The 24,874-nt window shown below is 43.0% G+C and carries 22 protein-coding genes and 1 tRNA gene; 14 read left to right on the top strand and 9 right to left on the bottom strand.

Features of this window, described 5'->3' with window-relative positions; all coding sequences use genetic code 11:
- The first annotated feature begins 22 nt into the window (after positions 1-22).
- Positions 23-2,041, top strand: coding sequence for a glycoside hydrolase family 127 protein (locus tag P1X15_RS09230; protein WP_277337859.1), 2,019 nt, complete (start codon positions 23-25; stop codon positions 2,039-2,041).
- Between the two features lie 10 nt (positions 2,042-2,051).
- On the opposite strand, the gene P1X15_RS09235 is transcribed toward P1X15_RS09230, so the two are convergent.
- A complete protein-coding gene (locus P1X15_RS09235) occupies positions 2,052-4,169 on the bottom strand; it encodes an acylase (RefSeq protein WP_277337860.1) in 2,118 nt (705 codons plus the stop codon).
- A 248-nt stretch (positions 4,170-4,417) separates the two neighbouring features.
- Between P1X15_RS09235 and P1X15_RS09240 the strand changes: the two genes are divergently transcribed.
- A complete protein-coding gene (locus P1X15_RS09240) occupies positions 4,418-5,215 on the top strand; it encodes an alpha/beta hydrolase family protein (RefSeq protein WP_277337861.1) in 798 nt (265 codons plus the stop codon).
- Between the two features lie 9 nt (positions 5,216-5,224).
- Positions 5,225-5,803, top strand: coding sequence for an O-methyltransferase (locus P1X15_RS09245; RefSeq protein WP_277337862.1), 579 nt, complete (start codon positions 5,225-5,227; stop codon positions 5,801-5,803).
- A 103-nt stretch (positions 5,804-5,906) separates the two neighbouring features.
- Here the strand turns inward: P1X15_RS09245 and P1X15_RS09250 are convergent, their stop codons facing one another.
- The 3 genes from P1X15_RS09250 to P1X15_RS09260 form a co-directional block, all read right to left on the bottom strand.
- On the bottom strand, positions 5,907-6,476 hold the full coding sequence (locus P1X15_RS09250; RefSeq protein ID WP_277337863.1) for a Crp/Fnr family transcriptional regulator: 570 nt from the start codon (positions 6,474-6,476) through the stop codon (positions 5,907-5,909).
- 84 nt (positions 6,477-6,560) lie between these two features.
- Positions 6,561-7,907: a trigger factor gene (gene tig, locus P1X15_RS09255; protein WP_277337864.1), complete on the bottom strand. Its 1,347-nt coding sequence runs from the start codon at positions 7,905-7,907 to the stop codon at positions 6,561-6,563.
- 141 nt (positions 7,908-8,048) lie between these two features.
- Positions 8,049-8,130, bottom strand: a tRNA-Leu gene (locus P1X15_RS09260).
- Between the two features lie 297 nt (positions 8,131-8,427).
- Between P1X15_RS09260 and P1X15_RS09265 the strand changes: the two genes are divergently transcribed.
- The 7 genes from P1X15_RS09265 to P1X15_RS09295 all read left to right on the top strand — a co-directional run bounded on the left by P1X15_RS09265 (position 8,428) and on the right by P1X15_RS09295 (position 16,940).
- Positions 8,428-10,689 (top strand): bifunctional (p)ppGpp synthetase/guanosine-3',5'-bis(diphosphate) 3'-pyrophosphohydrolase, encoded by a 2,262-nt coding sequence (locus P1X15_RS09265; protein ID WP_277337865.1) that lies wholly within the window; start codon positions 8,428-8,430, stop codon positions 10,687-10,689.
- A 146-nt stretch (positions 10,690-10,835) separates the two neighbouring features.
- Positions 10,836-11,339 carry a Fur family transcriptional regulator gene (locus tag P1X15_RS09270; RefSeq protein ID WP_277337866.1) on the top strand — a complete coding sequence of 168 codons (504 nt, stop codon included), beginning with the start codon at positions 10,836-10,838 and terminating at the stop codon, positions 11,337-11,339.
- Between the two features lie 115 nt (positions 11,340-11,454).
- Positions 11,455-12,744 (top strand): adenylosuccinate synthase, encoded by a 1,290-nt coding sequence (locus P1X15_RS09275; protein ID WP_277337867.1) that lies wholly within the window; start codon positions 11,455-11,457, stop codon positions 12,742-12,744.
- 390 nt (positions 12,745-13,134) lie between these two features.
- Positions 13,135-13,857 carry a sterol desaturase family protein gene (locus P1X15_RS09280; protein ID WP_277337868.1) on the top strand — a complete coding sequence of 241 codons (723 nt, stop codon included), beginning with the start codon at positions 13,135-13,137 and terminating at the stop codon, positions 13,855-13,857.
- Positions 13,858-13,935: 78 nt separating this feature from the next.
- Positions 13,936-14,661, top strand: a complete 726-nt coding sequence (locus tag P1X15_RS09285; protein WP_277337869.1) for an SGNH/GDSL hydrolase family protein — start codon at positions 13,936-13,938, stop codon at positions 14,659-14,661.
- 76 nt (positions 14,662-14,737) lie between these two features.
- Positions 14,738-15,889, top strand: a complete 1,152-nt coding sequence (locus tag P1X15_RS09290) for a DUF4249 domain-containing protein (RefSeq protein WP_277337870.1) — start codon at positions 14,738-14,740, stop codon at positions 15,887-15,889.
- 82 nt (positions 15,890-15,971) lie between these two features.
- Positions 15,972-16,940 (top strand): NAD(P)/FAD-dependent oxidoreductase, encoded by a 969-nt coding sequence (locus P1X15_RS09295; protein WP_277337871.1) that lies wholly within the window; start codon positions 15,972-15,974, stop codon positions 16,938-16,940.
- A gap of 64 nt (positions 16,941-17,004) precedes the next feature.
- On the opposite strand, the gene P1X15_RS09300 is transcribed toward P1X15_RS09295, so the two are convergent.
- Positions 17,005-18,237, bottom strand: a complete 1,233-nt coding sequence (locus tag P1X15_RS09300) for an NAD(P)/FAD-dependent oxidoreductase (protein WP_277337872.1) — start codon at positions 18,235-18,237, stop codon at positions 17,005-17,007.
- 199 nt (positions 18,238-18,436) lie between these two features.
- On the opposite strand from P1X15_RS09300, the gene P1X15_RS09305 reads away from it, so the two are divergent.
- Together P1X15_RS09305 and P1X15_RS09310 are read left to right on the top strand one after the other, a co-directional pair.
- Positions 18,437-18,883, top strand: a complete 447-nt coding sequence (locus P1X15_RS09305; protein WP_277337873.1) for a peptidylprolyl isomerase — start codon at positions 18,437-18,439, stop codon at positions 18,881-18,883.
- A 3-nt stretch (positions 18,884-18,886) separates the two neighbouring features.
- Entirely contained in the window at positions 18,887-19,309 is a 423-nt protein-coding gene (locus tag P1X15_RS09310) for an OsmC family protein (protein WP_277337874.1), read from the top strand.
- 63 nt (positions 19,310-19,372) lie between these two features.
- Here the strand turns inward: P1X15_RS09310 and P1X15_RS09315 are convergent, their stop codons facing one another.
- Positions 19,373-20,041 (bottom strand): OmpW family outer membrane protein, encoded by a 669-nt coding sequence (locus tag P1X15_RS09315; protein ID WP_277337875.1) that lies wholly within the window; start codon positions 20,039-20,041, stop codon positions 19,373-19,375.
- 41 nt (positions 20,042-20,082) lie between these two features.
- A complete protein-coding gene (locus P1X15_RS09320) occupies positions 20,083-20,688 on the bottom strand; it encodes a DUF4136 domain-containing protein (protein WP_277337876.1) in 606 nt (201 codons plus the stop codon).
- Positions 20,689-20,760: 72 nt separating this feature from the next.
- Between P1X15_RS09320 and P1X15_RS09325 the strand changes: the two genes are divergently transcribed.
- Complete coding sequence (locus P1X15_RS09325) at positions 20,761-21,678, top strand: histone deacetylase (protein ID WP_277337877.1); 918 nt, start codon at positions 20,761-20,763, stop codon at positions 21,676-21,678.
- 141 nt (positions 21,679-21,819) lie between these two features.
- On the opposite strand, the gene feoB is transcribed toward P1X15_RS09325, so the two are convergent.
- The gene (gene feoB / locus P1X15_RS09330) at positions 21,820-23,940 is read right to left on the bottom strand and encodes a ferrous iron transport protein B (RefSeq protein ID WP_277337878.1); all 2,121 of its coding nucleotides are present in this window, start codon (positions 23,938-23,940) and stop codon (positions 21,820-21,822) included.
- A 5-nt stretch (positions 23,941-23,945) separates the two neighbouring features.
- Positions 23,946-24,173 carry a FeoA family protein gene (locus P1X15_RS09335; protein ID WP_277337879.1) on the bottom strand — a complete coding sequence of 76 codons (228 nt, stop codon included), beginning with the start codon at positions 24,171-24,173 and terminating at the stop codon, positions 23,946-23,948.
- 302 nt (positions 24,174-24,475) lie between these two features.
- On the opposite strand from P1X15_RS09335, the gene P1X15_RS09340 reads away from it, so the two are divergent.
- The gene (locus P1X15_RS09340) at positions 24,476-24,856 is read left to right on the top strand and encodes a hypothetical protein (RefSeq protein WP_277337880.1); all 381 of its coding nucleotides are present in this window, start codon (positions 24,476-24,478) and stop codon (positions 24,854-24,856) included.
- The last annotated feature ends 18 nt before the right edge of the window (positions 24,857-24,874 follow it).

Genomic DNA, 24,874 nt, shown 5'->3' on the forward strand with positions numbered 1-24,874 from the left:
CCACCCATAAAATAGCATTGACATGACAAAAAACATTTTAATCGTTTTCCTTTTTTGGGTTTTTACATTTTTTGTAGAAGCTCAAAACAAAGGGTTGGTCAATACCAGCCAAAGTCCCTACGCCAAACTTTACACCCCCAACCTCGCCGATGTGCGTTGGACGGGAGGCTTCTGGGCCGACCGTTTTCGGGTTTGTAAAGAAACCATGGTTCCCCAACTTTGGAAAACCTACACCGACCCTAACATCAGTCATTCGTTTCGAAATTTCGAGATTGCAGCAGGTCTCGAACAAGGCAATTTCAAAGGACCCTCTTTCCACGATGGCGACTTTTATAAAACCTTTGAAGCCGTAGCAAGCTTATACGCCACCACCAAAGCCCCCGAACTAGACGCTATTATGGACAAAGCCATCGAAGTAATGGCCAAAGCCCAACGCGAAGATGGCTACGTTTATACCAAAGCTATCATCGAACAAAAAAAATCGGGGCAAACAAAGATGTTTGACGACAAGCTCAGTTTTGAAGCTTATAATTTTGGACATTTGATGACCGCCGCTTGCGTGCATCACCGTGCTACGGGCAAAACCTCCCTGCTCAACGTAGCAAAAAAAGCCGCTGATTTTCTTATTGGATTTTATAAAGTTGCCACGCCAGAGCAAGCCCGCAACGCCATATGCCCCTCCCACTACATGGGTTTGACTGAGTTGTATCGCACTACCAACGAAAAACGCTACCTTGATTTGGTAAAATACCTTGTCAACATCAAAGGTACTACCGAAGGTACCGACGACAATCAAGACCGCATTCCATTTCGTCAACAAACAGTGGCGATGGGTCATGCTGTACGGGCCACCTACCTTTATGCAGGAGTAGCTGATGTATATGCCGAAACAGGCGAAGATTCTCTCATGCGCTCGCTCAATCTGATATGGGACAATCTCACCCAGCGCAAAATGTATGTCACAGGCGCTTGTGGTGCCCTTTTCGACGGAGTTTCGCCTTACGGGACTTCTTATAAGCCCAACGACGTCCAAAAAACCCACCAAGCTTTTGGACGCGATTATCAATTGCCCAACGTCAGTGCCCACAACGAAACCTGTGCCAATATCGGCAATGTCCTTTTCAATTGGCGGATGTTTGCGCTTACAGGCGATGCTCGCTATACCGATGTCGTAGAGTTGGCTTTATACAATAGCGTATTGTCTGGCATAAGTTTGTCGGGAAATAAATTTTTTTACACCAATCCCCTGGCCGCTTCCAACGATTTCCCCTATCAACTCCGCTGGATGGGCGGGCGAATTCCTTATATCCGAATCTCTAACTGCTGCCCTCCCAATACCGTCCGTACTATCACCGAAGTAAGTGACTATGCTTATAGCCTCAGCGATAATGCCGTCTGGTGTAATCTTTTTGGGAGCAGTCATTTACAAACAACCCTCAAAAATGGGCAAGCTGTAAGCCTGCAACAAGAAAGCAACTACCCTTGGGATGGTAATGTCAAAATTACGGTAGAGCAACTGCCTGCTGACGATTTTTCGCTCCGGCTTCGCCTGCCAAGCTGGTGCTCAGAAGCCAAGCTATTTATCAATGGTAAAGCTACTGCTTATACCACCGACAAAGGCTATGTCAATATCAATCGTAAATGGAAAAAAGGCGATATCATCACTTGGAATATGGCCATGCCGACTGAGCTCTTGGAATCTAATCCTCTTGTAGAAGAAACCCGCAATCAAGTGGCTGTCAAACGAGGCCCGATGGTTTATTGTTTAGAATCAAACGATATGCCCTCAGGAGCGCGTGTTTTTGACGTAGCGATTCCAAGTACTGCTACCTTCAAACCTACTCCTACCACTTTAGACAATGCGCCTATTACTGCTTTAGAAACAACGGGAGTGCGTATCAACGACCAACAATGGGACAAAACGCTGTATCGCCCTCTTTCCAAACAAAAGAAAACCATCCCACTTAAACTCATCCCCTACTATGCTTGGAGCAATCGAGGCCCGTCTGAAATGACGATTTGGGTACCGCTAGTGCGGTGATTGCTTCGACTTACTCAAATACCGTTTTTTCTTCTAAATGCTGCTCAGCTTCTTTTCGACTAAACCAAATAGACCGCATTTTCTTTTCGGATAAAAGCGGTAACTGATCGGTTTGATGTTTGGAATCAGGCTGGGTAGCATTGCCATAGCTGGTAAGGATTTTGGCTTTTAAGGGCTTTGAAAACTCAATAGCTGCGACGTAAGTATCTCCATGTACGGGCACAAATTTGCCATCCGTAGTAGGCCCTAAAGTCATAGTTCGAAATACTCCCATAGGCCCTGGGCCCCCATTACCTGGCAAATCCACATCATTGATTCTAAATCTGAACACCTCTCCCCATGCAACATCTAAGCGTCCATGAGTGGCTTTTACTTCTTTGGCGGCGTCCAAAAGTGCCGTAAGTGCTGCTTTAGCGTCAGCGATTCCGCTGGGGGTACCATAAGGTTGATTCAAATCCCAAGGCTTAGCAAACAAAGTAGAGGCCGTACCGAGCGAATTAAGCTTTTCATTTCCTCCTACCCATTTTCGTACAAAGCGGTCAAACAAAAATGCGCCTTTGCTTTCATTGTCGGTACGGTGATCCCACGCCGCCAATACTGCTACCACTTCTTTGGCTTCGGTGCTACCCTCCGCTTGTGCCAAAGCCACCAAATCCCCCACAATACGGTCGGCAAGTTCCATTTTGGTAGAGAGTTTCATTTCCACAAAATCATCTAAGGTAATCTTAGAAGCCGTCGAAAGCATTCTGACCGAGCTTTGCGTCCTAAATGACATTTGCGGCGGCGGTGCCATATAAGCCGGAAAATCTTTGTAATTGTTGACCATCGGCACGGTAGCTGTCCACGGCGGCTCATTGGTATTTTGAAGCCAACCTGTAGGGGGATTTTTTACTTTTGGCAAATCTTGATAGGGATGCGTTTGGGTCCAAAGTGTACTGGAGGTGTCTCCCCTTACTACTCCTGACCAATACTTCCAATCACCCACGGGGCGCTTAGGTACTTCAGCATTAAAAAGATTGAAAATATTGCCTTTATTGTCAGCAAACATCAAAGTGTACATCGGAATCTGTAACCTACTCACCACCGCCTCAAACTCCTCCAAATCTTTGGCCTTGGCCATGTCCCAGTATTGTTCTATCATTCCAGATTGTTGAAGTCCTGCTACCCTCATCGCAATCGCCTTCCCTCCTTTTTCGCTCACTACTGGCCCATGAATCGAATGCTTTACTGCTATTTTTTCTTCTTTCAAACGTCCGTCAGTTTGTCGGATTTTTAAGCTTTTTTCTTTTGTCTCAAAAGCCTTCACTTTGCCATCCCAGCGATACCCCCCTTCGGCAAGCGTGAGTTCATAAAAATCTTGCCCGTCGTTGGTATTGACCGTTTGGGCATAGCCTCCAGTGGCATTGAATGCCATAGTTAGTACTGGAAATCCCATTCGGCTAATGCCGTAAGTATTGACCCCCGGTGCCACCAATTGCGCCTCAAAATACATATACAAATCTCGCCAAGGAAGGTGAGGGTTGGTCAATAAAAGGGTATTGCCCGTTGCTGATTTAGAAGGACCTACGGCCCAAGCATTTGAGCCGTTTTTATCACCTTGCACTCTTTCGGCAGCGGCCAATCGTGCATCCGAAGCCAAAAATACAAAGTGAGTGACCCGATGAGAGTGCGCAATCAAATCTACGGCATCAATCGGAAGTACACGCTTGGCTTCCTCGCTGATTTTATCAGGATTTTGGGTAGCATAGTCGTTGACACCTTGGGCAAAAGCGTCAAGATTTTTGCGCATGGCAGGTTTTTGGGCCTTGTACCATTCTTGAGCTCTTTCATATACACTATTTAAAATCACCCAACGGTCAGCCGAAACATACTTTTCTCCCCAGTATTCCGCGCCTTTTCCTCGTCCTTGGCCATAGAGCTGTAAAATAAGATTTCCGTGATTTTTGGACTGCGCCCAGCCATAAGCATAAAAAAGGCTCTCGTGGTTTTTGGCATAAATATGAGGTACGCCCCAAGTATCCCACAATATTTCGGCTTGTTTGTAAGAAGGTTTTCGTTGGGCGTGAGTTTCGGTAATTTGTAAAAGCAGCCCTAACACAACAATAATGTGGATAGATTTTCTGAACATAGGCTTCAGCAATTAGGGTTCAAAAAGAAGAATAGAATGTTGAGAAGTGATATTTTATTATTATGCAAAATACACGATTACCAATTAAAATTTTAACAATGAGTTATTTTTAAAACTATTCTTTTATAAAATCCAAAAAATACCAACAATAGTGATACCCAGCGTCAAAGCTTCTTTTAATGCCTCACCCTTAATCATTACCAAAAACAAATTATTTAGGTTTAATTGAGGTCAATTTTGCTAAAGCTATGGCCTCCTTTTTCACCGTTGAGCTCTCAGATCCACGTTTTGAACGCGATTATTTACGGCTCATCACCGTCAAAAGCAATGCCCTCCAAAAACGCGCCGACATCAGTGTTTTTGTGCCCCCTGTTCCCTTTTCAGAACTAAAAGGCATGGTCATTCTCTTGCACGGCGTCTATGGCAGTCATTGGGCTTGGACACTCAAAGGCGGCGTACATCATACAGCGCTACAACTTATCAAAGAAGACAAAATCCCTCCCATGATTCTAGTCATGCCTTCTGATGGGCTTTTTGGCGATGGAAGTGGCTATGTACCACATCTAAGCGAAGACTATGAAAAGTGGATTGTAGAAGATGTCCCCAAAATAGTGGAAGAAGAAATAGTAGGCCGCACGCTGCCTTTATTCGTCACGGGTCTATCAATGGGAGGATACGGGGCATTGCGCTTAGGCGCTAAATATTCAAATCTGTTTCGGGCTTTTTCAGGGCACTCTTCCATTACTGAATTCAACCAACTCCAACATTTTGTCAAAGATTTTGACGGGCTTCAGACCTCCGCCACAATCACTGATTCGGTGCTAGATACTATTTTAGCGCATCGCCATCACTTATCTCCCTTTCAGTTTGATTGTGGACACAGCGACGTCCTGCTCGACGCTAATCGCGTCCTTCATCAAGCCCTACAAACGCATCAGATTTCGCATCAATATTACGAGTTTGAGGGAGGCCACGAATGGCCTTATTGGGAAAAACACATTGCCGATTCTCTTCTTTTTTTCAGCCAATTTTGTAATACTATTTAAGCAAAAAGCATGAACGACCATTCAATTTCTTCCATTCCTTCGGTAGTTTCGGCGATTGACGCAGACGCCACCCAACACAATTTTGGACAGCCCTCCGACAACCTCACGGGTGCACTACTGCGTACTCTCGTAGCAAGCAAGCCCAATGGTCACTTTCTCGAAATCGGAACAGGGGCTGGCCGCGCCACGGCTTGGCTCTTAGAAGGTATGGATGAAAATTCGACGCTTATTTCGGTGGAGTTTGATGCGCAACTTATCGAAATCGCCACCCGTCATTTGGGACATGATACACGCTTGCAGTTGATTTGTCGGCCCGGAGAAGAGGTTCTTACCACTCTCCCACCCAATCATTTCGATTTGGTATTTGCCGACACTTGGCCGGGCAAATACAACCATTTAGAAGAAGCACTTTTGTTGGTAAAAAAAGGCGGTTTTTATATCATTGACGATATGCTTCCCCAGCCCAATTGGCCCGAAGGCCACGCCGATAAAGTAACCACCCTCCTCCAAACCCTTGATAATGACACGCGATTTCAGCTAGTCAAGCTCTCATGGGCGTCGGGAGTGGTGGTGATGGTGCGGAAATAGGAAACCCTCCATCAGAGGATTTCTGATGGAGGATAAATTCAGTACGAAGGATCAAATATTATCAGAAGTATCATATATGCTATCCTGTAAGGTATTTCCTATTTTACCATTTCTTGGCCCTCAATCTACTGAGGGTTTCGGGGCTAATCCCCAAGTAAGAAGCGATATACTTGAGGGGTACGCGATTGCTTATATCGGGAAAAGCAGCGAGGAGGTTTCTATAACGCTCATCGGCCGTTTTTTTCCTTAGGCTTTGGGTACGCTGTTCGCTCAGTACATAATACTTCTCGGTCAGCAACCTTCCTACCAAATTGAAGGCGGGATATTGAAGATAAAGACGCTCAAGATTTTGGCGCGAAATAGCCCATAGCAAGCTCTCTTCTAAAGTTTCGATGATTTCTTCGGAAGGTAATTTGGTATAAAAACTAACGATAGAAATCACAAAGTCACCTTCTTTCATAAACCAAGAATTCACCTCTTGCCCTTCTTTCAGATAATACCCTCTCACGCAGCCTTTTTCAATAAAATACATTTTGTGCGCCACTTGGCCTTCTTTTAAAACGAGCTGTTTTTTAGGTAACTCTTCTCTCACCAAAACCTGCCGCAAAGAATATTCAAAATCAGCGGTGACTTCAGGCCACAGCAGCCGAATAAGTCCGATTAGCTTTTCCATAATATTCAGACATTTAGCCTCCTAAAACGCAAATGAGGCTACCAAGTGTTTGGTAGCCTCATTTGCAAAAATAAGCTTTGTCAACTAATCTTGGCTCAAGCTCTTCACAATCTCCTGAAACTGGTCTACATCGATGGTTTTGGCATCAAGTGTCAACTGCCCTTTGAGTACCTCAAAAATGCGGTCGTCAAACACCAAGTTATACATCTTAGAGTAGTTATTTTCTTTTTCGGAAGTCAAATAGTTCATCGCGATTTTGCGGATGGTATCGTTCATTTCGGCACCCATGTCATTGCCATAGAAACCAAACTGCTCACGTACCATATCTTCGGCACGAGCAACAACCTCCTCAGAATCAACTTTAACGTCGATTTGCTCGGCGATTTTATTTTTAATCAACGACAATTTCAACGATTTAGTAAATTGAGGATAATCGGCGTCAATTTGCTCAGACGTAAATTTGCCTTCGTTTACTTTGAAAAGCCAATCTTTCAAAAATGCTTCTGGAAGATCAATGTTGATATTATCCAACAACGCTTGGTCGATATCACGACGCAACAGGGCATCTGCTTCACGGGCGTAGTTGCGTTGGATAATTTCAGCTACTTGGCTACGGAAGGCGTCTTCCGAATCTGCTTTGCCTACTCCCAATACTTTATCAAAAAACTCTTGGTTGATTTCGGAAGGTGCTTGGCGAGTAATGTCCTCAATCGTGAATTCGAAATCTCCGCTTAATTCGGCAGCAGCTTCGTCTTTCAAACCTGTAAGATGCGCCACAGCTTTGTCATCCACAAAAGTATCACGAATATCAAACGTAATCACATCACCTTTGGCAAGGCCTACAAATTTTGCCTGCGCTTCTTCTTTGATTTGTTTAGAAGGGATGGCTGTTTTGGTCGAAAAATCTCCCTGCTTTAATTCTCCATAAAGCATATCTCCTTCTTCTGAAGTTTCGGGATTGATTTGTCCGGCAAACTGAGTACGAAGGTTTTCGATTGTATCATTCAATTCTTTCTCACCTGCCTCGATGGTATAAGTTGATACCGCAGGAAGATTCGATAGGCTTACTTCAAAATCCGAAGCTAAACCCAATTCATACGCAAATTCAAATTCACTTTGAGCATCCCAATCAATCGTAGCTGTCTTAGCTTGGTCGATTTGAGGATCTCCTACCACTTGAAGTTTGTTGTCACGGATATAGTCGTTGACCGTATCACTGAGAAGCTGATTCACTTCATCAATAACGATGCTTTTTCCATACATCCTTTTGATGACCTGCGTAGGCACTTTGCCTGGACGGAAGCCCTTCAAATTGACACGTTTGCTATAATCTTTGAGTGTTTTTTCTACTTTGGGTTGATAATCTTCCTTCGCCAATTTTACGGTTAGGGTGGCGTTGGTAGGCGTACTTTTTTCTAACAGAACCTCCATTGTTGCAGTTATTAATAATCTGTGATAATATCAAACAGATGATTTGTGAGTGGTTAATTATTAAAAAAACCCTCAAACTATGACGAGTTTGAGGGTTTAGCTTTTTGACATTTCTCTATTAAAGAGATCAGTCAGCAAAGGTACGGGCGGAGGGACTCGAACCCCCATGCCTTGCGGCGCCAGATCCTAAGTCTGGTATGTCTACCAATTCCACCACGCCCGCAGCGTGTATTTAGGCATTTCCGAAATGTGGCTTTTTGATACTATTTTTACCACTTATTTCGGGCTGCAAAATTATACACAATTTTATAAAAGCCAAAAAAAATTTTAACTTTTCATACTTTCTTTAAATTGGAATGTATCCACGCTCTGCTATACCTTATTGTATATCAAACACTTGCCCCCTTATATGCTTTTTTTTTCATGTCCTATAATCATTAAAAAATTGTAAAATTTATTATCTTTACCTACTTTAGTCGTATTGAGTACAGCAAATTCGGCAGACCGAAACAACAAAAATATGCCCATCGAAGTAGAGATTGATTTGGAGCTTGAGCGGTCAGAAATATTGAAAAGATACCGCAGATTGCTCCGCGCGGCCAAACCCTTTTTGAAAGACAATGATGCAAAACTCATTAAAAAAGCTTTCAATCTGTCAGTAGAAGCCCACAAAGACATGCGCCGCAAATCCGGCGAACCTTACATTTACCACCCGATTGCCGTTGCGCAGATTTGCGTAGAAGAAATTGGACTTGGCACTACCTCCATTATTTGTGCCCTCCTACATGATGTAGTAGAAGACACGGATTTTACCCTGCAAGACATCGAACGTCAATTTGGTCCTAAAGTGGCACAAATCATCGATGGTCTTACCAAAATTTCAGGACAGTTTGAATTTGGAACGTCGCAGCAAGCCGAAAACTTTCGGAAAATGTTGCTGACACTTTCTGACGACATCAGGGTCATCATGATTAAGCTCGCCGACCGCCTGCACAACATGCGCACCCTCGATAGTATGGCTCGCGACAAGCAGCTCAAAATCGCATCCGAGACGATTTTTATTTATGCACCTTTGGCTCACCGTTTGGGGCTTCATTCTATCAAGACGGACCTTGAAGACCTATACCTCAAATATACCGAACCTGAAGGTTACGAAGAAATCAAGCATAAACTGCGGGCTACCAAAACAGCACGTGACAGGTTTATTGCGAAGTTTATTGAACCAATCGAAGATGATTTGAGAGAGCAAGGTTATGATTTTGCCATCAAAGGCCGTCCCAAATCTATCTACTCCATTTGGAATAAAATGCGTAAGCAAAAGAAGCCATTTGAAGAGATTTATGATTTGTTTGCGGTGCGGGTCATTATGAATTCAAAAGATGATCCCAAAGAAGAGAAATCGGACTGTTGGCATGCTTACTCTATCGTTACTGACCACTATACTCCCAATATCGACCGCCTCAAAGATTGGCTTGCTACGCCACGCGCCAACGGCTACGAATCACTGCACATTACTGTAATGTACCGCCCCGAAGGTACCGACAAAGGACAGTGGGTAGAAGTACAAATCCGTTCTAAACGAATGGATGAAATTGCCGAAAAAGGCGTAGCAGCTCACTGGAAATACAAAGGTAACGATACCAAAACTGGCCAAGGGATTGACCAATGGATCAATCAAGTACGCGAAATGCTGGAAGCTACCAAAGATAATAAAACGGCGGCTTTGGAGTTTTTGGACGATTTTCGTAGCAACCTTTTTGCTGAGGAGGTCTTTGTGTTTACTCCCAAAGGCGAGCTTCGCGTATTGCAGCGCGGTGCCACGGCCCTTGACTTTGCTTTTGATATTCACTCTGAAGTAGGGGCACGCTGTATCGCTGCCAAAGTCAACAATTCGCTTGTACCTATCAGTCAGCCTCTCAATAATGGAGACCAAGTCGAAATTATCACGGCCAAGCGTCAAAAACCAAGCGAAGATTGGCTCAAATTTGTGGTGACTTCCAAAGCAAAAGCCCGTATCAAAGAGCTTATTAAGGAAGAAAACAAACAATATGTAACCGATGGCCGCAACATCATTGAGAAAAAATGTAAGATTCTTCACCTTGATGTTACTCATGAGCTTATCAATCAGCTCAGGGCTTATTTTAATTGCAAAACTCCCAGCGATTTGTATTATCGCTTTGGAAAGGGCTATATCAATGCCGACGAAATCAAGAAGTTTAAAAATGAGAAAGAGGCCAAAATCAATATTCAGGCCAAAATCAATACTGATCAACTTCAAGACGGCAAGCAGTTCACAAAAGAACTCAAAAAGATGCACGGCGAACGCGCCGACGCGGATGCATTGCTGATTGGGGAAGACATGGACAAAATCGACTACATCCTCGCCAAATGCTGTAACCCTATTCCGGGCGACGATGTATTCGGGTTTGTGACCGTCAACGAAGGGATTAAAATTCACCGAACTACATGCCCCAATGCGCCCGAATTGCTATCTAATCACGGCAACCGAGTCATCAAAGCAAAATGGACTTCTCAACAAAAGTTAGCGTTTTTGGCAGGTTTGCGCATCGAAGGCACCGACCGTGTAGGGCTTGTCAATGACCTCACGCGCATTATTTCGAATGAGCTCCATATCAACATCCGTTCGATTGCGGTGGAGACCGAGGAAGGCATTTTTGAGGCTATCATCAAGCTCTATGTATATGATACACGCCACCTCGAACAACTCATGCAAAAATTAGAAAAAGTAGATGGCGTGTTTAAAGTCGCGCGATTTGATTGAAAATTAGTACTTTTGTAGAAGTTAATCGCGATTTTTCGCCACCGTTAATTGTTATGAGTCAATAGGTACTTTTAAGGATAAAATTTAGCTTTTTATACCCTCATTACCTTATGACTCTTGACTTTTAACTTTTAACTCAAAAAGCAATGCCCCAAGCCAAACACGAAAATTTAGAAGCGGCCAAGCGTATCCTCACGGCTTATTTGGAGCGTAAAGGTCTTCGCAAAACACCCGAACGTTTTGCTATATTGGAAGAAATATACACTCGCGAAGACCACTTCGATGTAGATGAGTTGTATATATCAATGAAAAACAAAAAGTATCGCGTCAGTAGAGCTACTGTTTATAACACGCTTGATGTGTTGGTAGATTGCGACTTGGTAACAAAACACCAATTTGGCAAAAACCTAGCACAGTACGAAAAAGCCTATGGATACCGTCAGCACGACCACCTCATTTGTATGGATTGCCATCAAGTGATGGAGTTTTGTGACCCGCGTGTCCAAAATATCCAAAATATGGTAGGTGATTTATTGAAATTCAACGTTTTGCACCATTCTCTTATTTTTTACGGCAATTGTACCCGTGAAAACTGCGAAAATAAAACCAAAGCAGCGCTAGAAAGACCTAAAAGAGTAGAAATAGAATAATTCCCTATTTGTTCTCGTTACCTCATACTCATACGTGCCTATGTACCGAAACCCCACGGCACGTCTTTCACCAAATCATAAACTCCCCCAAGGGGTTGGGGGCTTACAAGTTCTAATGAAAGTTGACGTACTACTCGGCCTCCAATGGGGCGACGAAGGAAAAGGGAAAATTGTGGATGTATTAGCACCACAATACCAAGTGGTTGCAAGATTTCAGGGCGGCCCTAATGCAGGTCATACACTCGAATTTGATGGTTTCAAACACGTACTCCACCAGATTCCTTCTGGTATTTTTAGGCCAGAAATCAAAAATATCATCGGCAATGGTCTTGTACTTGACCCTATTGTTTTGAAAAAAGAAATCGACGGATTGGCTAAATATAATCTTCCACTCCAGCAGAATCTTTTTATCTCCAAAAAAGCAGCGATCATTATCCCCACTCACCGCTTGCTTGATGCTGCCTACGAACAATCGAAAGGTGATGCTAAAATAGGCTCTACTTTGCGCGGAATTGGCCCTGCTTACCAAGATAAAGTAGCACGCCAAGGCCTACGCATGGGCGATATCGTATCGCCTGGATTCAAAGAAAAATATGAGCGTCTTGTCAATCAACACAAAGTTGTTTTGGATTTCTATAAATACGACTATGAAGCGGCCTTAGCAGAAGCAGAATCAACGTTTTTTGAAGCTACCGAATTTTTGAAACAATACAATTTTGTAGACACCGAATACCTCGTCAATGAATCTTTAGAAGCAGGAGAAACAGTGCTAGCCGAAGGTGCACAAGGCTCATTACTAGATATCGATTTCGGTTCTTATCCATTCGTGACAAGTTCCAATACCACCACTGCGGGTGCGTGTACAGGCTTGGGGCTTTCTCCGCGTCGCATTGGCGAAGTCTATGGTATTTTCAAAGCTTACTGTACACGCGTAGGTAGTGGTCCTTTTCCTACAGAGCTTTTTGACGAAGAAGGCGAGCGTATGCGCCAAGAAGGTCGGGAGTTTGGCTCTACTACGGGTCGGCCTCGCCGCTGCGGATGGCTGGATTTGCCTGCCCTTAAATACGCTATCATGATCAATGGTGTTACGCAGCTCGTGATGATGAAGGTCGATGTCTTGAATATTTTTGATGAAATCAAGATTTGTACTCATTATCAAATGCCCGACGGAACGCTCACTGACCGCTTCCCTTATGACCTTTGTCACAATGATGTAACGCCTATCTATAAAACCATGAAAGGCTGGGCTACTTCGCTCGAAAACTTACATACATATGACGAACTGCCTACTGAGTTGGCTGCTTATATTAACTTTTTGGAAGCAGAGCTCCAATTGCCAATCAGTTTTATTTCGACAGGCCCTGATCGTGAAGCAATCATCCACCGTGAGGCTCAAATCGTCTAAAATCAGTATTATAGTAGTCATATTATTAAGAGGCTGTCCAAAAAGTAACAGGTCGCAAAATATTCTTTGGTTTTAACCTCATCCCAACCCTTCCGCTCAGGCGGCCCTGTCCTTCCATGAGAAGGGCTTAAAAAGTCCCCATCTCCAGAAAGGAGAGGGGGATTTAGGGGGTGAGGTTGAACAGACGCCGAAGATAATTTGGTGATACCAGACTTTTTGGACAGCCTCTTTTTTTGTACCATTCTACCTCACTTCTTGGCCTCTATTTATATAGTCCCCACCTGATTTTACTTCGTACTAAATACAAATTAGGGGCAAATAAATTGATATTGGTCAATTTATTGAAAATACCTTTTGGAGATTTTTGGGTAAACAAAACCCCTCATCTCCATGATATTATCTATTATTTTTGCAGTTTTTGGAATATGTTTTATCATCGAAAAACTCATTCCGGGATGGAAGCTCCCTCAAGTCCCTACGTGGACTATCCGGGTATTAGCAATTAATTTTGTTCAATTACTCGTAGTACTGATAGCGGGTTGGACTTGGGAAAAATGGTTATCCGCTTTTTCAGTATTTCATTTATCTACTTATGTGGGCAACATCTTTGGAGGAATCATAGCCTACTTCATTGCTACTTTCGTTTTCTATTGGTGGCATCGTTGGAGACATACCGTCGATTTTTTATGGAAACATTTTCACCAAATCCATCATAGCCCCCAAAGAATTGAAGTCATTACGTCATTTTACAAGCATCCACTCGAAATGACCGTCAATTCTATCATCGGGAGCTTGTTAGTCTATTCTCTGTTAGGGCTTAATGTAGAAGCGGGCGGTATTTATACCTTGTGTACCGCGTTAGGGGAGTTTTTTTATCATACCAATGTCAAAACACCCCAATGGGTAGGCTATATTTTTCAGCGCCCCGAAATGCACCGCATTCACCATGAATACAACAAACATACTCACAATTACGGCGATATCGTATGGTGGGATATGTTATTTGGAACCTATCATAATCCCAAAGAATTTACGACTTCTTGCGGCTTTGATCCTGACAAAGAAGAACGCCTTAAAGATATGCTGCTCTTCAAAGATGTACATTTGGAATAATTGGAGAAGGTTGGAAGGCTTTTTTTATATTTCTAAAAAACGTAATTTACCTTTCCATCACCTTCAACTTTTTGGTCTATGATTTCTAGCCATACCGTGAGAATATGCTTATTGCTAAGTATTTTATTTCATCACCATAAGGTGCTTAGTCAGCCTCATACGCTCAAAGTTTTGTTTATAGGCAATAGCCTTACTTACACCAACGACCTACCTCAGATAGTGCAAGAGCTAGCCAAATATGACGGTGTGCAGCTACAATACACCACTTTTTTATATCCTAATTATTCGTTAGAAGACCATTGGAAAGAAGGCAAAGTGCAGAGAGCTATTGAGAGCCAAACTTTCGATTTTGTAGTAGCACAGCAGGGGCCTTCCGCCTTACCCGAATCACAGGTTTTATTGACAGATTATGCTATTCGATTGGCCGAAATTTGCAAAAAAAACAACGTCAAAATGGCTTTGTATATGGTCTGGCCTTCTTTAGCACGTTCTTTTGACTTAGAAAACGTCATTCAGTCTTATACGCAAGCTGCCCAAAAGATAAATTTATTGCTCTGTCCGGCGGGGTTGGCTTGGAAATATGCGTGGCAACTCGAACCTCAACTCTCACTTTACGGGCAGGATAATTTCCACCCTAGTTTGAAAGGAAGCCTTTTGGCCTCACTTACCATCTATGGTACACTTGCTCGTAAAACTAATTTTGATTTTCTACCTACCGATACAGCAACTTGGATACGAGAAATCAATACCCATGACTTTGATACTCTCAAAAAAGCCGCTATGAAAGCCCTTGAAAACAAATGAGTTTTCCGAAAAATTACGATTTTAATTAGGTATTTTCTTACAGAAGTGGTCTTATAAACCATAAGTCCGCAAAACCATGAAACCATACCTCCCATTTCTAGGCACCATCGTTGTATTGTTGTTAATAGGCTTGATTTACGGCTGTGTGCTGCCTTACAATCCTCCCGAAATCAAACAAGCTCAAAGCTACTTAGTAGTAGAAGGTTCTTTGAATCTATCGCCTTCGGCCATAAGTGAAATTCAACTAAGTAGAACCCAAAACATAGGAGAAAAAGAGGCACCCAACATGGAGCAACGTGCCATTGTTAGGGTGGAAGGGGACAAAGGTAGTAGCTTCAATTTTAGGGAATATCAGCCCGGAAAATACCAATTAGGAGCCGCATCTTATGCTCCCAACGAACAGTTTAGGCTTTTTATCAAAACTACGAATGGCAAAGAATACCGTTCTGCCTATGTACCCGTGATTAAAACACCCGCAATCGACAGTATCACGTACCGTTTATTAACTAATAATGAAGGCGTTAAGATTAACATAAACACCCACGACCCCTCGAATAATACCCGTTTTTATCGTTGGAATTTTGAAGAAACTTGGGAATATCGCGCACCGTTGTTCTCGGGTTATGAAATCATAAACAATGAAATCATACCTCGGTCTGAACAAATTGAGCTTTGTTGGCCCACTCGAAAGTCAACCAAAATTACGCTGGGCTCGTCTATTAATCTCTCACAGGATGTGATACAGGACGTCCCGATTACGGAAGTAACGGCCCTCAGTGGCAAGCTCGCCCGCAAATACAGTATTTTGGTAACTCAATACGGGCTTTCACAGGAAGAATTTGAATATTGGACCGCTATCGCCAAAACCAACGAATCGACTGGAGGGCTTTTTGACCCTCAACCCTCCCAAGTTACGGGCAACATTACCTGCCTTACTGATTCGGAGGAAATAGTTTTTGGTTTTTTCAACGCCACTACTCCCACTCAACAACGGATTTTTATTACCGAAAACTTGGGACGTAACACCCTAGCAGACCAAGCCTGTGCGCCTCTTGACACCCTTCCCACGCACGAAATCATCAAACAGGCCAAGGAAGCTCCTTTTTTGGTTTTGATTGAATTTCCAGTACCTGGTTCGGTGATTCCGTGGTACACCACTGGAAGTATTGCCTGCTCAGATTGCCGCCATATAGGCGCTACTAATAAAAGGCCAAGCTATTGGAGATAGCTCTTTGCTTTTACCTCTTTTTTAAAACTTTGTTCTTACTTCTCAGTTTGTAATTACAAACCGTTTTAAAAAAAGTAAATAAATGCCTTCTTGTATTGTTATTGGGGCAGGAATGACGGGACTTACCGCCGCCACCCTACTCCACCGCCACGCTTGGCAAGTTACCGTGCTCGACAAAGGCCGTGGCGTAGGCGGTAGGCTTGCTACGCGCCGTCTGTCTTCTTCTCGTGCCGACCACGGTGCTCAATATTTTACGGCCCGTACTCCCGAATTTCAACAGCATATTGCCGATTGGCAACAAGCTGGAATCGTCAAAGAATGGAATTTAATCAGTACACCAACCACAGATATTACCTTTCAGCACCCTCGCTACATAGGGATTGAAGGCATGAATAGCATTGCCAAATACATGGCTCAGAACTTGAGCGTTTTGACCAACGAAAAAGTGATAAGATTGACAAAAAGTGAAGCAGAGTGGATAGTAAATACCGAAAATGGAAACACTTATACCGCCAATCGTATTATTTTAACCATGCCAGTTCCTCAAGCTCTCGACTTACTTGCTCATAGTGATATTGCTCTTTCACCAGAGCACCATTTGGCTTTAGCCTCTATTCAATATGCACCTTGCATTGCGGTAATGGCTTCACTGTACAACAATAGCTCGATTCCCAGTCCAGGTGTGTTGAAATTTGACGGAGGTGCCATAGCTTGGGTAGCCGACAATTTTCAAAAAGGGATCACTTCGCACCCTTCTATTACGATTCATGCAAGTCCTGATTTTAGTCGACAAAATCTCGAAGCAGACTTAGACAACGTAGGTAAAGAATTGATAGCTATGCTAGAGCAGTGGATTGCGCCATCTTTTATAGAAACAATACAAGTACACCGCTGGAGGTATAGTTTGGCCGAAAAGCGATACGCAGCACCCTATTTGGCGCTAGATATTTCGGGCTCGCTTTTGATTGGCGGGGATTCCTTTGGAATGGGAAATGTAGAAGGAGCTTTCCAATCAGGATTTCAGATGGCTCAATTTCTTTTCAAAAAATAAATTTTACTCCCCACAAAAATCTCTTAAACTAAAAATTTTGTGAGATTTCTGTGGAAATATAGGTTTAGATTCCTGCTATTAAGTCAGCTACCTGCCGCCCAGTAGCCATTGCAGCATTGAGGGAAGGATACGCCACGTGATCACCGCATTCGTAGAGATTTTCGCTCAATCTTAAACTGGTTTTTGAGGCATCGACCGTAAATTTCATGAGCGCTTGGGGTATATGATATGTTCGTAAATGCCGCCAACCCTCCACTTCGTCGCCAAACCATTCGGTTAGCTCTGCTCTAATTTGGGCAGTGAGTTTTTTTTCGTCAAACAAATCTAAACCCTGCGTGCTTACCGAAATCAAAGATTTACCGACAGGCGCATAGCTGGGAGAGATATCGCTAGGCACACACATATGGTGTACTACTGACAGTCGATTGGGGTTGAGAGCCAGCATTTTTTCTTTCAGGGGAGAAGTATTTGCCTCAAAATACGTGCAAGTGGTGACATTGTATTCACGACAGATACTTCGACTGAGAAGCTTATCGGCTTGGCATACATCAGTAGCTACTACTATATGGTTGGCAGTCAGTGATTCTCCACTGACAAGATGAACCGTTTTTTTGTCAATGCTCGCCACTTTGCTGTTAAGTCTTATGGCTTCTTTTGGCAATTTGTTGGCGATTTGCTGAGGAATAGCCTGAATCCCGAGCGAAGGCAGCACAGCCGATCCTGTGTAAAATTGTTTGAAAATAAACCGAAAAAAATTGCTTGCCGTTTCTAACTTGTTTTCCAAAAAAACACCTCCAAAAAAAGGTTTAAAAAAATTGGTAATCATGGTTTCGCTCCACCCATATTGCCTCAAATAAGACAAGGTATCAGTAGCGATTTCTTCAAAAAAAGCATCCGTTGGTTCTTTACTCACTTCATTGGATAGCTGGAGTACTTTGAGCTTATCGCCAAAAGTGCCCACTGGTGCAAACAATGTTTTGAACAATTGAAGCGGTTCTTTGAAAGGATCGCTCATGACTTCAAAACTATGGTTGAGACGAATCTGTGCCCCCGACCGAAATGCTTGCAGACGAAGAGCCTCATAGTCAAGGATTCGTTGGGCTTCGGGGTAGGCTGTCAACAGAATTTGGAAACCTCGATCTAACAAAAATCCGTCTACAGAGTCTGTTTTTACTCTTCCCCCTACGGCATCCGAGGCTTCTAAAACCAGCGACTGGATTCCGTAATCTTTCAAATACTTGGCGCAGGTCAGACCCGATACACCGGCGCCGATGATAATAACTTCGTGATTTGCCATATCAAGGGAACTGTTTTGTACAAAAATAGTTTTTGGACTTGGGCAAAAAAATAATAAAAATCATCCTTTGCAAAGGCATTTAAAGTAAGCTTTGCTTCAATAAATCAGAAGCCCTACCTTTGCCGAACTAAGTAAATCAAGATTTGGTTATTTGATTCATTAATCAATTAATAAGAAAAACAATCAAACTATTTGGAATATGCTTAAAGCAGAAATGATTACCGAAAAAGGGACTATGCTGATTGAATTTTACGAAAAGGATGCCCCTAACACCGTCGCCAATTTTGTCAATTTATCAAAAAGCGGCTTCTACGACGGCCTTACTTTTCACCGCGTTATTCCTGATTTCGTAATTCAAGGAGGCTGCCCTCAAGGTACTGGCCGTGGTGGCCCAGGCTATCATATCAAGTGTGAACTTACCGGCGGTAATCAATACCACGACCGTGGTGTACTTTCGATGGCTCACGCCGGCCGTGATACTGGGGGTTCTCAGTTTTTTATCTGCCATAGCCGCAACAATACCGCCCATCTCGACCGCAAACATACCTGCTTTGGTAAAGTAGTAGAAGGCTTGGAGGTGATTGATGCGATTCGTCAGGGCAACAAAATCCTCAAAATCAACATCATCGAAGAACAAGAAGCTTAAAATATGAAAGTAGAACTAGTGCGCGTAGATGATGGGTTTCATTTCGAAGCCCGAGGCTCCTCTGAGGCCATTGTACACACGGATGCTTCTCCCAATATAGGTGGACAAAACGCAGGTGTACGCCCAATGGAACTGCTACTGATGGGCTTGGGAAGTTGCTCGGCGATTGATGTAGTGCTGGTTTTGAAAAAACAACGTCAAGAAATCCTTGATTTTCGCATATCGGTAGAAGGCGAACGTGTCAAAGAAGACGACACTGAGCGCTCGCCCTTTCGTAAGGTCAAAATCCATTATTTTTTCAAAGGAAATTTGGACCCTGCCAAAGTAGAAAGAGCCGTGAAGCTTTCGATGGAAAAATACTGCTCCGCTACGGCGCAGTTTGAGCCACTGGCTCAGATTACCCACGAAATCACGATTGAAGCCTAAAGCAAATCCCCCTTACTTTTGAAGATAAGGGGGATTTGCTTTATTAGTACTTTAACTAGACCATTACCACCAACGGTAAAACAAGCCTGCACGAACATTAAACGATGAAGCATCTTTGATTCCTTCGCTAGCTACCTCAAAAGGTAAATGCTGATAGGTAGCTCCCGCTTCTAAACCAAATTTTCCATTTTTATTAAACAAGGCCCTGATACCAGCCCCTGCTTGTGCCACAAACCTAAAGCCATTGTCGCCAGTCGGGATAGTACCATAATAATTTGCTAATTCAGCAAATGCCCCGCCTACTCCCACTTGCACATAAGGGCGAATGGGCGCATTAACTTTGCCAATATGATAGCTTCCCGTCACTACCAGCGGAATGGCCGACAAAGTACGGGTTTGTACCGCCGATACGTCCTGGCTATCAAAATTATACACCTGCCGAGGTAGGCGATTTTTGAAGTATTGTGACCCTAGCGAAACGCCTACGGATAGATTGTTTTTAGGAAAAACGAAATCCATCAAAATAGAATAATTCCGTAAAGTAGATTTTTCCATATAATCCCCAAAGCTCCCCATAGGAAGTCCTAGTCCGCCTGTCACCGAAATTCGATAAGTAGTATAGCGTTCATAGGGCGACTCGCGCTTATAGAGCTGGTCGCGGGTGATTACTTGTTGCGCAGAGGCCTCGATAAAGAAACCTGCCGCTATAATCAAACAAAATATTTTCCTCATTTTTTAGAATGCTGTTTTAGCGAGTGTGGTTAATCAAAAAATCAATTGCGTTTTATATAAGTCGATTGGGCAAAGATGCTATCTATAATCGAAAATAGGGCATTTTCGTCAAATATACCATTGCCTCTAATCTGCCCATTCCAGATTACGGTCGCTTGTTGGCTCGTCCCTGCATTTTTAAGATCAATGATTTCGACATACCAATAGGTCTCCGTAGATTGGTAGTAAGAATAGGTAGGTGGATAATAAAAACCTCCCCCATATCCCCAATAGCTGTTCCAAGGGTTGTAGTTGGCCACAAGCCCCGTCTGCGTTTCGCTAATGCGCATCACATTGACACCCAAATCTGGTTTGGCATCTTTCAAAATACGATTGTAGCCCCGCTTGGTCATATTTTCGGCCACTCTACTCAATACCCTAAAATCAAAAGCAGAGGTAGATACGCCCGAACGGTCGTTTTGAATTACAAATACGCTGTCAGCCAAGCTAAAAGTAGCATAATTGTTAAACTTGGCATTTTTGTCGTAGTTCGTAATAAAAACTTGCGAATCTTCTAGGCTCAAATCTTGCAAGGGGTCGGGCGTGCAAGAAAAACTCAATATGGCTACTACTAGCCCTAAAAAAAGGTTCAAAAACTTAACTTTCATCGTCTTCAAGTGTTAATTAAAATGTGTGTTTTACTATAACGAAATTTCCCTCAAAATCATTTTATTGTTTTCATGCTCAAAATCGCCTACGCTCCTTTATATTGTCATCCTCTTCCCAAAGGTCCTAATGGCGAACCACACCGCTTTCCGATGCTCAAATACGAACTCATTCCCGAACAGCTTATGTATGAAGGAACTTGTAGTAAAGAACATTTTTTTGAGCCTGCTGATTTGGACGAACGCTGGATTTTGGGAGTTCACACACAAACATACTGGGAAGACTTAAAGTATCTAAGGATTTCTGATAAAATGATTCGTCGGATTGGATTTCCGCTTTCGTCGGAGCTTATCAAACGCGAAACGCGCATCGCTCAAGGTACTATCAAGTGTACACATTTTGCCCAAAAATACGGAATTTCGATGAATGTAGCTGGCGGGACTCACCATGCTTTTGCCGATCGAGGAGAAGGTTTTTGCTTACTCAATGATGTAGCTATCGCCGCTCATTATTTGTTAGAAACCAAACAAGCTCGAAAGATTTTAGTGATTGATTTGGACGTGCATCAAGGCAATGGCACGGCGGCTATTTTCCAAAACGAGGAGCGTGTGTTTACTTTTTCGATGCACGGCAAAGACAATTATCCTTTGCACAAAGAAACCTCTGACCTTGATATTGAATTGCTGACCGGCACCGACGACCAAACTTACTTAGACCTATTAACCACTACTTTACCGAACCTATTTGACCAACAAAACCCAGATTTTGCTTTTTATATTTCAGGAGTTGACATTTTAGAGACTGATAAATTGGGACATCTTAAGGTCTCTATCAATGGCTGTCGCCAACGCGACCAATTTGTATTTGAGCAATGTCGCCAACGCAACGTCCCCGTGGTGGTTTCGATGGGGGGCGGTTATTCACCACGTTTGGCCGACATTGTAGAAGCCCATTGCAATACTTATCGAGTAGCTCAGGAGATTTATTTTTAAAATAAAAATGTACGAGGGATAGACCTTCTCTTCCTATCCAAGAGCGGAGCCCAAGATTGATAGTACAAGAGATAGACGTAAAGTACAAGGGATAGACGTAAAGTATGGGGGATAGACATAAAGCCTATCCCTACGGGCGCTTTAACTCAGTAGTTGATACGTCAAAAATGCCAACCCGTACGCTAAAACTGTCATATATGCCAACTGAATGAGGGGCCATTTCCAGCCATGCGTTTCGCGATATACCGTAGCAATCGTACTCATGCACATCATGGCAAATACGTAAAAAATCAACAGCGAAAAAGCCAAGGCAGGAGTGTACATCGGCTTACCAGTTTTAGGATTAATCTCGGCCCGCATTCGGGCTTTGATGGTGCCGTTGTCTTCATCGGCCTCACTCCCAATGCTATAAATAGTACTCATCGTCCCCACAAACACCTCACGTGCCGCAAAAGAAGCCAGTAAAGCGATACCTATTTTCCAGTCATATCCAAGAGGCGCTATGGCGGGTTCGATAAATTTCCCAAAATGCCCAGCATAGGAGTTTTCAAGTTTTTGAGCCGCAATCGCATTGTCCAATTCCGTTCCTTGCAGCATTGGATTTTCTTGTTTTACTTGCTCTTCTGCTTTTTCTATGCTATCGCCAGGGCCATAAGTAGCCAATACCCACAAGATAATCGAAATAGCTACGATGATTTTTCCGGCCTCTGTCACAAATGATTTTACACTATCCCACACTGCCAAGCCTACATGATACCAACGTGGTACTTTATAAGTGGGCATTTCCATCACAAAATATCCTTTCTCGGTATTGGCAACCCAGCCTTTAATAACCCACGCCGACAATAAAGCACTCAACAACCCCAACAAATACAAACCCATCAATGTAAGACCTTGTAGCGTAAAAAAGCCCAAAACTGGCGTAGCAGGTACGACCAAGGCTATCAAAATGGTAAAAATAGGTAAACGCGCCGAACAGCTCATCAAAGGCGTGACCAAAATGGTAAGCAAACGCTCTTTACGATTACCGATACTGCGGGCCGACATAATGGCCGGAACCGCACACGCCACGCCCGAAATCAGCGGCACAACACTTTTGCCATTCAGCCCAAAACGCCTCATGAGTTTATCCATGATCACCATCACTCTTGCCATATAGCCCGACTCTTCTAAAAGAGCTACCAACAAAAACAAAAAGGCGATTTGAGGAATAAAAATCACGACGCCTCCAATTCCCGCCACGAGGCCATCCGTAAGCAAATCAGTAAAAAGACCCGGTGGTAAGGTTTCTTTGAGCCAATCATTGAAGGAAGCTATTCCGGCATCAATCATATCCATTGGATACGAAGCCAGCGTAAATACGGCTTGAAAAATCGTTAACAACACCAAAAAAAAGACGGCGTATCCCCAAAATGGATGTAGCAATATATTATCTAATCTTTGGGTCCATAGGGGTTTTACCAGAAAATTGTCGGTCGTTTTTACAGACTCTTTGACCAATCCATCAATCACAGCATAGCGATGCATGGTTTCGGCGGCTTGAAAGCCACTTTCTTTGAAATCATACTTCTCTATCAATTTGTCGAATCCGACACGTTTTTCGGTTGATAAAAATGAAAAAATATCGTGTTGTTGTACATAATGAAGCGCCAAATAATTATTGGCTAATTGGCTGCTTTTCTTTACTTCTTTAATCAACTCAGGAAACTGCTCTGCGGGATCAAAATAATATTTCTGAAAACTCGTAGGTTTTTCTAAGGTTTGGACAATGGCCTTTTTGAGATTATCAAGCCCTTCGCCTACGCGGGCGTTGATTCTTACTACGGGTACGTTTAGCTTCATTGCCAACTTTACGGCATTGACTTGCAGGTTTTTATCTTCTGCTACGTCTAGCATATTCAACGCCAATACTACTGGCAGCCCCAGATCAGCTACCTGCGTAAAAATCAGCAAGTTGCGCTTGAGGTTTGATGCATCAGCTACTACTACCACTACATCAGGATAGTCTTCGTGGTGGGGATTAGCCAAAATATCAATCACTACTTGCTCATCAAGGGCTTTAGGATAAAGGCTATATAGTCCGGGTAAGTCAACAACCGTGGCTTCGGTTTGTCCTTCCAGCATCAACGGCCCCGATTTTTTCTCGACCGTTACACTTGGGAAATTCCCTACTTTTTGGCGTAAGCCAGTAAGCTGATTAAATAACGAAGATTTGCCACTATTGGGATTCCCAATAAGGGCAATGATAGGTGTCTTTTTCAAAATAGTCAGATGCTTTCTTCTACCAAAACCGTTGCTGCTTCTTCTTTACGCATGGCCAAACAATAGCCATTAACTTGGATACCAAGAGGGTCGCCCAAGGGAGCAATAAAATCAAGCATTACTTCACTTCCTGGCAAACATCCCATCTCAAGTAATTTCAACGACAAATCGACCTGTTGAAATTCTTTCACAAAAGCCTTCTCTCCTATCTTTAAATCAGCAATGGTTTTCATAAGTTATTAGGTATTTCTTCTCGATAGGTTTATTATTCCAGTATATCCTAAAAATAATTTCTACTGGAAAACCCAAACTATTTAGATTGAGTTTAAATAAAACACTTACAAAGTAACATCTCTAAGACTACAATTTCAAATGATAGGTATCATCCTTTTAAAATAAAAAAAGTAAGTATCTATATTTCAAACAGTTAATCTAACCATTATCTATTCTAATTCTAAATTTTGCCAAAGCCGAACCAATTTTGAGGATTGTTGGTATGATTCAATGTATTTTTGATTGATAACTTCATTCTTCCATGAAAGTTTTGGTGGCATACTGTTTGGCGTGTATCGTGCTGGTGCAAAGTCTCCTTCCTCGGACGGCGACCGACCTCCTGCATTCTCCCGAAGTATGGGCCCACTTCAAAGAGCACAAGCAAGACACCCCTACGCCGCTCAGTTTTTGGGAGTTTTTGTGGATGCATTACTCTGCCGACTCCACACATACCAAACAAACCAAACATCATCTTCCTAGCATGGATGTTAATGGCATGGCGGGCCTTTTTGTTCTTCCTATGGCTATCTTATCTTTTGAAAGTAATCTTCCCGTTTTCTTTTCTAAAGAAACCAACTTTCAGTGGCTTAATTCTTACGCCTTTCTCTCTTTCAAGGCGCTTATTTGTCCACCCCGAGCTTAGTCTCTTTTTCTTCATGGG

Source organism: Runella sp. MFBS21 (assembly GCF_029433105.1).
Lineage (GTDB): Bacteria > Bacteroidota > Bacteroidia > Cytophagales > Spirosomataceae > Runella.

Coding starts and splice junctions, on each gene's coding strand:
- P1X15_RS09230 (WP_277337859.1), top strand. CDS start 23: ATGACAAAAAACATTTTAATCGTTTTCCTTTTTTGGGTTTTTACATTT.
- P1X15_RS09235 (WP_277337860.1), bottom strand. CDS start 4,169: ATGTTCAGAAAATCTATCCACATTATTGTTGTGTTAGGGCTGCTTTTA.
- P1X15_RS09240 (WP_277337861.1), top strand. CDS start 4,418: ATGGCCTCCTTTTTCACCGTTGAGCTCTCAGATCCACGTTTTGAACGC.
- P1X15_RS09245 (WP_277337862.1), top strand. CDS start 5,225: ATGAACGACCATTCAATTTCTTCCATTCCTTCGGTAGTTTCGGCGATT.
- P1X15_RS09250 (WP_277337863.1), bottom strand. CDS start 6,476: ATGGAAAAGCTAATCGGACTTATTCGGCTGCTGTGGCCTGAAGTCACC.
- tig (WP_277337864.1), bottom strand. CDS start 7,907: ATGGAGGTTCTGTTAGAAAAAAGTACGCCTACCAACGCCACCCTAACC.
- P1X15_RS09265 (WP_277337865.1), top strand. CDS start 8,428: ATGCCCATCGAAGTAGAGATTGATTTGGAGCTTGAGCGGTCAGAAATA.
- P1X15_RS09270 (WP_277337866.1), top strand. CDS start 10,836: ATGCCCCAAGCCAAACACGAAAATTTAGAAGCGGCCAAGCGTATCCTC.
- P1X15_RS09275 (WP_277337867.1), top strand. CDS start 11,455: ATGAAAGTTGACGTACTACTCGGCCTCCAATGGGGCGACGAAGGAAAA.
- P1X15_RS09280 (WP_277337868.1), top strand. CDS start 13,135: ATGATATTATCTATTATTTTTGCAGTTTTTGGAATATGTTTTATCATC.
- P1X15_RS09285 (WP_277337869.1), top strand. CDS start 13,936: ATGATTTCTAGCCATACCGTGAGAATATGCTTATTGCTAAGTATTTTA.
- P1X15_RS09290 (WP_277337870.1), top strand. CDS start 14,738: ATGAAACCATACCTCCCATTTCTAGGCACCATCGTTGTATTGTTGTTA.
- P1X15_RS09295 (WP_277337871.1), top strand. CDS start 15,972: ATGCCTTCTTGTATTGTTATTGGGGCAGGAATGACGGGACTTACCGCC.
- P1X15_RS09300 (WP_277337872.1), bottom strand. CDS start 18,237: ATGGCAAATCACGAAGTTATTATCATCGGCGCCGGTGTATCGGGTCTG.
- P1X15_RS09305 (WP_277337873.1), top strand. CDS start 18,437: ATGCTTAAAGCAGAAATGATTACCGAAAAAGGGACTATGCTGATTGAA.
- P1X15_RS09310 (WP_277337874.1), top strand. CDS start 18,887: ATGAAAGTAGAACTAGTGCGCGTAGATGATGGGTTTCATTTCGAAGCC.
- P1X15_RS09315 (WP_277337875.1), bottom strand. CDS start 20,041: ATGAGGAAAATATTTTGTTTGATTATAGCGGCAGGTTTCTTTATCGAG.
- P1X15_RS09320 (WP_277337876.1), bottom strand. CDS start 20,688: ATGAAAGTTAAGTTTTTGAACCTTTTTTTAGGGCTAGTAGTAGCCATA.
- P1X15_RS09325 (WP_277337877.1), top strand. CDS start 20,761: ATGCTCAAAATCGCCTACGCTCCTTTATATTGTCATCCTCTTCCCAAA.
- P1X15_RS09335 (WP_277337879.1), bottom strand. CDS start 24,173: ATGAAAACCATTGCTGATTTAAAGATAGGAGAGAAGGCTTTTGTGAAA.
- P1X15_RS09340 (WP_277337880.1), top strand. CDS start 24,476: ATGAAAGTTTTGGTGGCATACTGTTTGGCGTGTATCGTGCTGGTGCAA.